The organism is Microcoleus sp. F4-D5 (genome assembly GCF_036704885.1).
Lineage (GTDB): Bacteria > Cyanobacteriota > Cyanobacteriia > Cyanobacteriales > Microcoleaceae > Microcoleus.
This window is the reverse complement of the sequence record NZ_JAUBSX010000109.1, coordinates 1-9610: the sequence shown is the minus strand read 5'-3', so window position 1 is coordinate 9610 and position 9610 is coordinate 1. Positions and strand designations below refer to the sequence as shown.

The window sequence follows — 9610 nt, the reverse complement described above, 5'->3', positions numbered from 1 at the left end:
AACTGTTCCTTTCGAGTTGTTAAATCCCAGACTTTAAGGGTTTTGTCCCAGGAAGCAGAAATTGCCCGCTTGCCATCTTCCGTGACGGCTACTGCATTTACTAAGTAGCTGTGACCTTTGAGAGTAAACTGTTCCTTTCGAGTTGTTAAATCCCAGACTTTAAGGGTTTTGTCCCAGGAAGCAGAAATTGCCCGCTTGCCATCGGGGGTGATGGCGACTGCATATACTGAGTCGATATGACCTTTGAGAGTAAATTCTTCCTTTGCAGTTGTTAAATCCCAGACTTTGAGGGTTTTGTCTCTTGACCCAGAAATTGCCCGCTTGCCATCGGGGGTGATGGCGACTGCATATACTGAGTCGATATGACCTTTGAGAGTAAATTCTTCCTTTGCAGTTGTTAAATCCCAGACTTTGAGGGTTTTGTCTCTTGACCCAAAAATTGCCCGCTTGCCATCCTCCGTGAGAGCAACTGCATATACTGAGTAGCTGTGACCTTTGAGAGTAAACTCTTCCTTTCGAGTTGTTAAATCCCAGACTTTGATGGTTTTGTCCCACGAAGTAGAAAGTGCCCGCTTGCCATCCTCCGTGACAGCAACTGCATTTACCAAGTCGCTGTGACCTTTGAGAGTAAACTCTTCCTTTTCAGTTGTTAAATCCCAGATTTTGATGGTTTTGTCCGATGAACCAGAAAGTGCCCGCTTGCCATCCTCCGTGACAGCAACTGCATTTACCAAGTCGCTGTGACCTTTGAGAGTAAACTCTTCCTTTCGAGTTGTTAAATCCCAGACTTTGATGGTTTTATCCCACGAACCCGAAATCGCGCGCTTGCCATCAGCCGTGACGGCTACTGCATTTACCAAGTAGCTGTGAAATTTGAGAGTAAACTCTTCCTTTTGAGTTCTTAAATCCCAGACTTTGATGGTGTTGTCTCTTGAACCAGAAATCGCCCATTTGCCATCCTCTGTGACAGCAACTGCATTTACCAAGTCGCTGTGACCATTGAGAGTAAAGAGTTCCTTTCGAGTTGTTAAATCCCAGACTTTTAGGGTTTTGTCCCACGAACCCGAAATCGCCCGCTTGCCATCAGCCGTGACGGCTACTGCATTTACCAAGCCGCTGTGACCTTTGAAAGTAAAGAGTTCCTTTTGAGTTGTTAAATCCCAGACTTTGATGGTGTTGTCTCTTGAACCAGAAATTGCACCTTTGCCATCAGCAGTGACGGCTACTGCATATACTGAGTCGCTGTGACCATTGAGAGTAAAGAGTTCCTTTCCAGTTGTTAAATCCCAGACTTTTAGGGTTTTGTCCCACGAAGTAGAAATCGCCCGCTTGCCATCAGCCGTGACAGCAACTGCATTTACCCACTGGCTGTGACCTTTGAGAGTAAACTCTTCCTTTCGAGTTGTTAAATCCCAAACTTTTAGGGTGTTGTCCGATGAACCAGAAATTACCAGCTTGCCATCAGCAGTGACGGCTACTGCATTTACCGAGTGACTGTGACCTTCGAGGGTGCGAAGCAATCCCCTGCGAGGGGGAGTTAAACAGGGTGTCAAAGGACGCAAACAAGGTGCTGCTTTCCACTGCTTTGCTACCTCCAGCATTTCCTGAATTACCGGAAGATTAAAGTGCAGCAAGCGCCCTAACAATTGCCCTGCCAGTTGCGTCCGATTGCGACCCAAAATATCGGCTGACATCCACAATACCGATTGAATCAAGTCCAAGGCTTTCGCTGTTTCTGGGTTGTACTCTGGGTGAGTTACTGCTTCTGAATCCTCAACCAAATTGAAATCATCAATCAGTGCCTGCACTCCAAACTCTGGATGCTGAATCTTTGCCATCAGAAAGTTAAAATCAGTCAGTTTTTGATAATACTTTTCTAAATTACCTGACTTGACATAATTTGGCAGTAAGCTACCCAGATAAGCACGTTGATAGAAAAGTGGTTTGGCCGCTAACTTGTCAGCAAATTCTCCCATTTCAAGCCATCCCTATTTCTAAATACTCAGCAATCCGTTGATTTACTTCTTTAAAAATTTTCCGCTTTGAATCCATCTCCCGTTTGCCTTTCAGAAAGTCAAGGAAAGTAGCATGATAGATGGTATAGCAGATTTCTCCGTCTAAATTCTGCTTTTTCAAATACTCAACCCACTTATCTAAAACCTTTCCCACATCGCATTCATCCACCTTGGCAATTCCAGCAATCATCTCGCAGGGAATCGGCGTGGCAATCTCTAGTAAAATATACAAGACAATCTCCATCAATTGCCCTGGCTTAGCTTCCATCCCCATCCGCACCCAATGGCTTTGATAATACTCTTGCAGCCCATCGGGCAATTGCGTTAAACTCAAGTCATTGTAATCACCCTTAGCAATTGCTGGCAAAACATACCGCAAATACATAAAATTGTTTTCGCTTTTGTTTGCCACTTGCTCGACAAAACTTGTATCGGTAAGGCTGCGGGTTTGAATCCAGTTTCTCAGTTTATCTTTATACTCATAATCAGTATTAATCATATACTCAATATACTTTTTGATATCCTTCTGATTGAAATGAGCATAGTCGCTGTGTCCTAAATCTAACTCTTTTACCGGAACTCCCGGAGATACGGCTAGCCGCCTTTGACCGAGGTTAAAGGGTCGCCTCGTCAGCAGGAAATATACGTTATCGGGCAGAGTTGTCGGTAAATGTAAAAGATTTTCTCCCGGTTCTTGTTCGACTTCATCCAGTGCATCAATTGCAATTACCAAACGATCGCCCGCCGTGAGTTTTGCCGCCACCTTTGCCAGTAAAGTTGGTAAATCGGCGTCTTCTGATTTTGGCAATTGATAGCGGTCAATTAATTGGCGGCGAATGCTCTTCAAAAACAATTCTGGTCGGTTGCGACGTTCGACAAGAATATTGAAATAGCAGGGAGATTTATGTTCCCAGACGTATTTGGCAACGATCGAGCTTTTGCCCATTCCCGCATCCCCGACGATCGTAAAATAACCGTGAGGATTGTCAGTGATAAATTGCTCAAAAGTCTCAAAAACAAATTGGCGTCCGCAAAACCTCCGAATTTTTTCTTCTATTATCGATATAAATTCTTCAGGGTAGGGGGCAACTACTGGTTGTGATGGTTGATAATACTTCTGTATTAATCTAGTCCGCAGAATCCTCAACTTACCTGCACCTGCGTGGTGATCTAGTTCAGGAAAACTAGCTGAAAACCTACTATAAATCTCTCCCAACCGCTGTTTTACAGTAGCTTCTGCTATGTTGAACTTTCCTGAAAGCTGTACGTGATTGAGGGGTTCTCTTTCAGGAGAGGAGAGTGCTGCTAATAATGTTTCTGTGTGTTCCATCGATAATCCATGTGTCCCGGATTCGCCTCTAAGGAATTCTTGCCAATCCATCTAGGTTAACCCCCAATATAACTTTATTACAACTTCCGCATCATGCACTTAAATCATCCTGAGCCTAGCCAAGGATCTCTTATACGGCTGGGATGCTTCGCAATCCTGAGCCTTGCAAAGGATACGGACTCTGTATGACAGTAGTTTAATTATACCTTGAGTATACTTTCATTATACCGACCTCTAATAGACCTAACTTTATACCTCTGGTCAACTTCACTTAATTAAAGTGATGCCATGATTCGATCGGAAGACAGACAAGCAGTTATTGGTAAACAAGAGAGGTCAGTCAAATGAATTTTAAATTATTCGGAAACTCACACCCAGACGAAGATTTTACTGAAATCGATGAAATAGGCAAAATAGGTATAAAACTTATTGGCAAAATTGCCGATGAGCTAAGTTATACCCGCACGTCTGAGGGGCGAAACTGTCTGTTAATTGTCAAATATTTTCAGCCCGGTCTACTACCACTCCAACCTCGCACTCAAGCTGGTTTTTTTAAGCGTGCAATTGATATTTTACACAGTTTTAACTGGCTTCAAGAGCAACGAAATCCCCAATCAGATCGAAGTTATAACCAGCCACTTCACAAAATAAAGCTTCAAGTAAATAGCGAGCTCAAGGCGGTTACTCAAGTTTTATGGTGGGTTGATGCAGTTTTTTTTTAGAGCCTCTACCCATTCCCGAAGCAGTTTTGCAGCTTTGTAAACTTGCTGCGATCGAGGGTTTTGCCCATGCTGTTCGCCACGCTCACCAAAATCAGTCAGTGGGAAGTCCAAAAATCGAGCTGGCGATCGCAGTTTTTGCCGATCGCCTAGAAATCGAAATTTGGGATTGGGGCAAGCCTTTTGACCTGAAAGCGAAGTTAAAAGAAGAATTGCCAGAAAAAAATCTGTTTAGCTGGAACGAGCTGGGCTTTACGTTTTACTAAATTCCATTAACAAGAGGAAGAAATATTTTTGTTATGGTTGTTGATACTACCCCCAAAATTCTGGTTGTGGATGATGACCCAGCCATCCGCAATCTAGTTCATCGCTTTTTGAATCAAAAATATCAAGTAGATTCGGCAGCAGATGGCGAGACGGCTTTAGAATTGTTTGATAAATTCAAGCCACTGCTAGTAGTTCTTGATTGGAATTTGCCGGATACTACAGGCTATCACCTCTGCCAGGAAATGCAGCGCCGTACTAATGTTTTTGTGGTAATGCTAAGCAGCCGCACAGACGAAGCCGATAAAGTTAAAGTCCTTTCCGCCGGTGCTGATGACTATATCTGCAAACCCTTTGGTCTGGCGGAGTTAGCAATTCGTATCGAAGTTGTGTTGAGACGCATGAGGCCTGTCACTCCATCGCGCATCGTATTCGATCGATTCGCGATCGATTCAGCGCGCCGGGAAGCAACACTCAACGATCGCATTATCAAGTTAACAGCCTTGGAATTTAATATTTTGTATTTGTTGGCCAGTCATTCCGGTCAATCTTGGAGTCGCCAACAGCTAATCGAAAAAATCTGGGGGTGGAACTGCGACGACACAGGAGAAGACCAACTTGTTACCGTACATATCGGGCAGATTCGCAAGAAAATGATTCAAGTTGATCCTACGGGGTCGCAGTTTATTAAAACTATTCGGGGTTACGGTTACAGGTTCGAGCCGCCCGTTAGCGTTAGCGAAGCGATCCGAAGGAAAGCCCTCGAAGAGGATCGCACTGGCATGACAATTTACTAAACTCATCGGCATTAATCAGGTTATAAAAGTATCATTTAGAGCTTTACTGCTAGGGTAAGCTCATCAAATTTGGTAACAATTTTACTTGACAGATAAGAAGCGAGTATGGTAGAGCAGAGACAGCTATTTTTTTTTTAATCTCTAGGAAACAGAATTATGTCTCAGGGCTTAAAATTAAATCAGTTGATAGCTTCTGGTAAGGTCAGGATTTTTGAACGTCGAACCAACGGCAGGGTGTTTACCATGAGGCAAATACAAGACTTTTGTTGTTGTTACTGCTTTTTTTGGTCGAGTAATTTAATCGTAATTTTTACTGTCCCTGAGCCTAGCATTTTGTAAAAGCGATTTTTTGATAAAAAAATAAAGGAGATAGTCCTGGACGCAACTGTCACAGGACAATCGATTTGTAGGGTGTCCCGGACTCCGTTGTCTAACGATTATCGAGGGTGTAGGGATAGTAGATCACCTTACTATCTATGCAAGTTGCATCCAGCACTGAGAGAGCGATCGCCGTAACAACGCGCGAAATCAGTGGGCAATTTCTGCCAATTCATCAGTTGATTTTGGTGTATCTGGATTCTGCCAAGCGCAATCTCCTTTACTAGACTCAATCAGAGAGGAGATAACACTATCAACAAGTATCTCCGCTGTCTCCCCACTAATTGACGGCTCAGAGAACATAAAATTCAAAGTCATTTTGCCCTCAAAAGTTGTCACAGCAGCACTCAAAACACCCCCAACCGTAGCCAATCCGGCAAGATAGCTGATTTCCTCTAGTTTAAAATCCCCATAAACACTGGGAATATTGACTCTACCAACATTGGTGAGAGCTACTGTTGCTGGTGCGCGATCGCAATCTTTCAGGATCGATTCAATCAATTTTTTTAATATTAAAAACGGTACAAAAATATCGCTGGTATTTAACTGGCGTTCCAGTTTTTTTCTCACATCTCGTGCTAAATTCCAAAATGATGTTTGAGGTTTCAAATTGTGAAATGATATCGCAGCGCTAACAAGTACGCCCAAATTTTCGGGATGAACAACGGGTGAAAAGCGTCTCCTTAAATCAATATACGAGTGACAGCTAACGCGCACATCTCTTTCTTTTCCCATCGCGATTTTTTTCCCTACTGCAAACATCATCGCTGCACAGATAGCCGTTTGCACCGTTGTTTTTTCCTGTTTGCAGCGATTAACAATTTGTTGAGTCAATGTTTCGTCTAGTTGTCTTCTAATCCACCCGCAATGACGCGAGTCAAGAGGTACGCACTTTTCAAAACATAATGTTTCCGGGCGATACCAAAGCTTTTTGAACCTCAAAAGGCACAGAAATAACATAATACTCAGCATCCCTCTCAATCCCTTCATTGAAGCAGGTACTAAATCGTAAAGCAGTGGCAGCGGTTTCAAGCTAGTTCCTGGCTTTAGTGGATCGCCAGATGCAATTTTTTGGCAATATGTCAAGATTTCTGAATGCAGTTGGATGCTGGATAACCCATCTGTTATCGCATGGTGGATTGTGCCGATTAAATAACTGGTTTTGCCATCTTTTTCTGGAGGAAGGAACACAAATCGTACTAAACCTTTACTGCTATCAAATTCTGAATTGATCTGCTCTAAAACAATCTCGTTTAACTGCCGATCCTCCAGGACACGCAAAGGGATTTTTTGCGTTTCTTCGGTTTCAAAGCGGAGACTATCTAATTCACCAACAATGCGAGAATTAAGACGGGGGTGGCGAGACTGAACCAAGTCTAGAGCTTTTCTGACAATTTCTTCAGTCAGGGGGCCGGTAATGCGACTAATTGTCACTACATTGTATGTACCAGAGTAGCGATTTGCGAGCTCCATCCCTTGTTCAATGGGGACGAGTTTTCTGTTTTTAAGACTATTCTCATATTTTGAAGTATCATGAGTCGTCATTGTTAATGTTTCCATTTTGGGTTTTACAGCAATGATTTTTGAAGTTTATACCAATCGCGATCGGACCAGTATTTCTAAATAAATGCCAGTTTTTTGAGTGTAGGCAGTTTTCTATTTAAATTTCATAGTACCATCCTCTTGCTTAGTTTAAGAGTGGATTCTCAATTCGGTTTCAAGCGAATGCAAGATCGACTATCCTCATCGTAGAAATTCTACCTCAAACAAACATCTCAACATCTCAACAACGTCTCGAATCTCAGCTCGAATTTTGCACAGCGGTAAGTAAATGTCCTTACGAATTGAGATAGAGGTTCTGCACCCAGACTCAACGAAAGTCGTAAATTTTTCTTTTGCTGTGGTGTTGTCGTGAAGAATGCGTCTTAATGAAATGACACACCACGCGATCGACTCAGCGTATGAATGGCTTAGGGATGAGAATTAAATAAAATCCACTTTTCATGACTGTTGTGGGATAGGCCTTCCTAGCCCGCCCAGAAAGGACGGGCTAGGAAGGCCTATCCCACAAGAAAAAAGGGAAATTATTTAATTGACGATCCTATGCAGAAACGAGTAAATGCAATTGGAGGTAAAATCCAGATTGAAACCTTCCCTGCTGCTGGTTGTCGCATCTTTGTGGAACTTCCTATCGGAGAAATTTTAGTATGATTCGCCTCCTGCTAGTAGATGACCAAAATCTGAGCTGTCAAGGACTTAAATCCATGTCTGAATTAAAATCAGATTTTTAAGTAGTAGGAACTGCTGGTAATGGCGAATCTGCCATTGATAAAGTGGCAGTTTAAAAACCAGATTTAGTATTGATGGATGTGCGGATGCCTTTGATGGATGGTAGATAGCAGTTTCCAGATACCAAAGTTATAGTTTTGATGACCTTTGATAACGACCGATATATTGCTGACTCTATGCGAGCTGGAGCCAAGGGTTACGTGCTCAAAGATATGCCGATTGAGGAGTTGGGACAAGCTATTCGGGTCGCCAGCGACTATAATCAATTAGCGTCAGGATTCCTGAAAAAGCTAATAGCAAAGGTTCCTCAATCAAAAGCTGACAGCAAAGAAACCGCACAATATTTATCTCAATTAACGCCTTGCAAACAATAGATATTGAGTTAAATTAACAACGGTGCAACCGCGAAATTGCTGAAAAGTTGTATATTACCGAAGGAACTGTTAAAACTCACGTTACGCATATATTAGCGTTTTTGAAATTGCGAAATCGATCGCAGTTGGCTATTTTTGCGAATGCAGCATTTAGATATAATATTTACTTTAATATGTTGCAGCTTATTTTTATATATTTATCCTGTTCTTAAATTTTTAATTCGTCCGGTGCGTTAACGCAGTGTAACGCACCGCCAGCCTTGTGCAGCATTTGAGCTAAGTCAAAAATTTACCTGAAGATGTTAGCTTGTGCTGTTTCTTTGCACGTTGAAAGAATGCGCCGATCGTTTGAGCTAATTGTGCGAATAGAATGCAGATTGCTTAGCTGAGTATTGATTTCAACTGTTTGAATCTTTCCGGCTGAGATTGCCTTTCCGTACAGTGTATTGCCCTGGATTTTACCAGTGAAGCACGCAAAGTCCGATCGCGGCGCGTAGATTGCACCAACTACCCGATCGTTCTGGCGTTGAAACACAATATAGTTTTGAAGAACTTGATTGGGCTGTGGCGAATCTCCGTACAGGTAAATACCATCTGGCAAAGCAGCAACATTAGTCTTAGATGGATTTTGTTGTGCTTGAATCGGTTGTTGCTGAATGCCAACACCAATTAGTGTCAGAGGACAAATAAAGGCTGTTGCCAGTCGTTTCCATTTCCCTTTAACAGATGCAGGTAAAATCATTGCTGCTTCTCCTTGCGCCACGTCATCTAACACCTTAAAACAGTCTTCTCTAGTTAATATCTCACTCAGGTTATAATTTCGCTCTGCTAAAATCTGCCGATTGGTAGAGATTCTGAACCTGAAAGCTTGCGTTTATTTAGCGCCGAAAATTTTATTTTCTATTGTCCTCCAAGTAGGTAAGCTGATTTTGATAAATTTACAGCGAGCAGAGTTTATAGTCCCACCCAATAAAACACCGATCTAAGGTTGATGCCGATGCTTTGACGGAATTAGGGACTACCAAATAAAAAACTCGTCCAAAATCAAGCAGTACTGTAAACAATATCTATAAACCACTTACCGAGATTGGGGAGGCTATCCCCAACAGGTTGGGACAGACGCTGAATCTGAGTTTCAACTTCAGCCATTTCCAGAGTTGTGAGCTTAACCCCAGTTTGATAAGTCAAGGTCACGAGTTTGACTATCGGATGTTTACCCTTCCAAGTCATCGTTTCAGCCAAATGCAGCACGGTGGTAATATCCTTGATGATATTACCGTTCCAGTGGTTTTCCAACACTCCCTTTCGTCCGCTCAACAGGATTAGACATCTCCGAAAACAATCAAAGCCTCTGTGTAGTTAAGTTCTAGGACGTAAATGTAATCATCGTAAATTAGCTAGTGTGTACGATAAAACCAGACTTTGAGATATTTATTGTTGATAA

Annotated in this window: 10 protein-coding genes; 5 read left to right on the top strand and 5 right to left on the bottom strand. The window is 42.4% G+C overall.

Going from position 1 to position 9610, the window contains the following annotated elements:
• Together QUA80_RS30490 and QUA80_RS30485 are read right to left on the bottom strand one after the other, a co-directional pair.
• Window positions 1–1976, bottom strand: a 1976-nt coding sequence (locus QUA80_RS30490; protein WP_333428683.1) for a WD40 repeat domain-containing protein, incomplete at its 3' end; no start/stop codon positions are given.
• A 1-nt stretch (window position 1977) separates the two neighbouring features.
• A complete protein-coding gene (locus tag QUA80_RS30485; protein WP_333428682.1) occupies window positions 1978–3345 on the bottom strand; it encodes an AAA family ATPase in 1368 nt (455 codons plus the stop codon).
• Window positions 3346–3689: 344 nt separating this feature from the next.
• On the opposite strand from QUA80_RS30485, the gene QUA80_RS30480 reads away from it, so the two are divergent.
• From QUA80_RS30480 to QUA80_RS30470, 3 genes are read left to right on the top strand one after another with little or no spacing between them, the layout of a single operon-like run.
• Entirely contained in the window at window positions 3690–4067 is a 378-nt protein-coding gene (locus tag QUA80_RS30480) for a hypothetical protein (RefSeq protein ID WP_333428681.1), read from the top strand.
• A 26-nt stretch (window positions 4068–4093) separates the two neighbouring features.
• Window positions 4094–4330 (top strand): ATP-binding protein, encoded by a 237-nt coding sequence (locus tag QUA80_RS30475; RefSeq protein WP_333428680.1) that lies wholly within the window; start codon window positions 4094–4096, stop codon window positions 4328–4330.
• Between the two features lie 33 nt (window positions 4331–4363).
• Complete coding sequence (locus QUA80_RS30470) at window positions 4364–5125, top strand: response regulator transcription factor (RefSeq protein ID WP_333428679.1); 762 nt, start codon at window positions 4364–4366, stop codon at window positions 5123–5125.
• Between the two features lie 528 nt (window positions 5126–5653).
• Here QUA80_RS30470 and QUA80_RS30465 read toward each other — a convergent pair.
• Window positions 5654–7048 (bottom strand): phthiocerol/phthiodiolone dimycocerosyl transferase family protein, encoded by a 1395-nt coding sequence (locus tag QUA80_RS30465; RefSeq protein WP_333428678.1) that lies wholly within the window; start codon window positions 7046–7048, stop codon window positions 5654–5656.
• Between the two features lie 884 nt (window positions 7049–7932).
• Between QUA80_RS30465 and QUA80_RS30460 the strand changes: the two genes are divergently transcribed.
• Both QUA80_RS30460 and QUA80_RS30455 read left to right on the top strand, forming a co-directional pair.
• The gene (locus QUA80_RS30460; protein WP_333428677.1) at window positions 7933–8166 is read left to right on the top strand and encodes a hypothetical protein; all 234 of its coding nucleotides are present in this window, start codon (window positions 7933–7935) and stop codon (window positions 8164–8166) included.
• 47 nt (window positions 8167–8213) lie between these two features.
• The gene (locus tag QUA80_RS30455; RefSeq protein ID WP_333428676.1) at window positions 8214–8378 is read left to right on the top strand and encodes a LuxR C-terminal-related transcriptional regulator; all 165 of its coding nucleotides are present in this window, start codon (window positions 8214–8216) and stop codon (window positions 8376–8378) included.
• A 77-nt stretch (window positions 8379–8455) separates the two neighbouring features.
• Here the strand turns inward: QUA80_RS30455 and QUA80_RS30450 are convergent, their stop codons facing one another.
• Window positions 8456–8941: a hypothetical protein gene (locus QUA80_RS30450; protein ID WP_333428675.1), complete on the bottom strand. Its 486-nt coding sequence runs from the start codon at window positions 8939–8941 to the stop codon at window positions 8456–8458.
• A 269-nt stretch (window positions 8942–9210) separates the two neighbouring features.
• The gene (locus QUA80_RS30445) at window positions 9211–9483 is read right to left on the bottom strand and encodes an ISAzo13-like element transposase-related protein (RefSeq protein WP_333428674.1); all 273 of its coding nucleotides are present in this window, start codon (window positions 9481–9483) and stop codon (window positions 9211–9213) included.
• Between the last annotated feature and the right edge of the window lie 127 nt (window positions 9484–9610).

Excerpts from the sequence above, each read along its gene's own strand:
- QUA80_RS30485 (WP_333428682.1), bottom strand. The coding sequence starts at position 3,345 with ATGGAACACACAGAAACATTATTAGCAGCACTCTCCTCTCCTGAAAGA.
- QUA80_RS30480 (WP_333428681.1), top strand. The coding sequence starts at position 3,690 with ATGAATTTTAAATTATTCGGAAACTCACACCCAGACGAAGATTTTACT.
- QUA80_RS30470 (WP_333428679.1), top strand. The coding sequence starts at position 4,364 with ATGGTTGTTGATACTACCCCCAAAATTCTGGTTGTGGATGATGACCCA.
- QUA80_RS30465 (WP_333428678.1), bottom strand. The coding sequence starts at position 7,048 with ATGACGACTCATGATACTTCAAAATATGAGAATAGTCTTAAAAACAGA.
- QUA80_RS30460 (WP_333428677.1), top strand. The coding sequence starts at position 7,933 with ATGACCTTTGATAACGACCGATATATTGCTGACTCTATGCGAGCTGGA.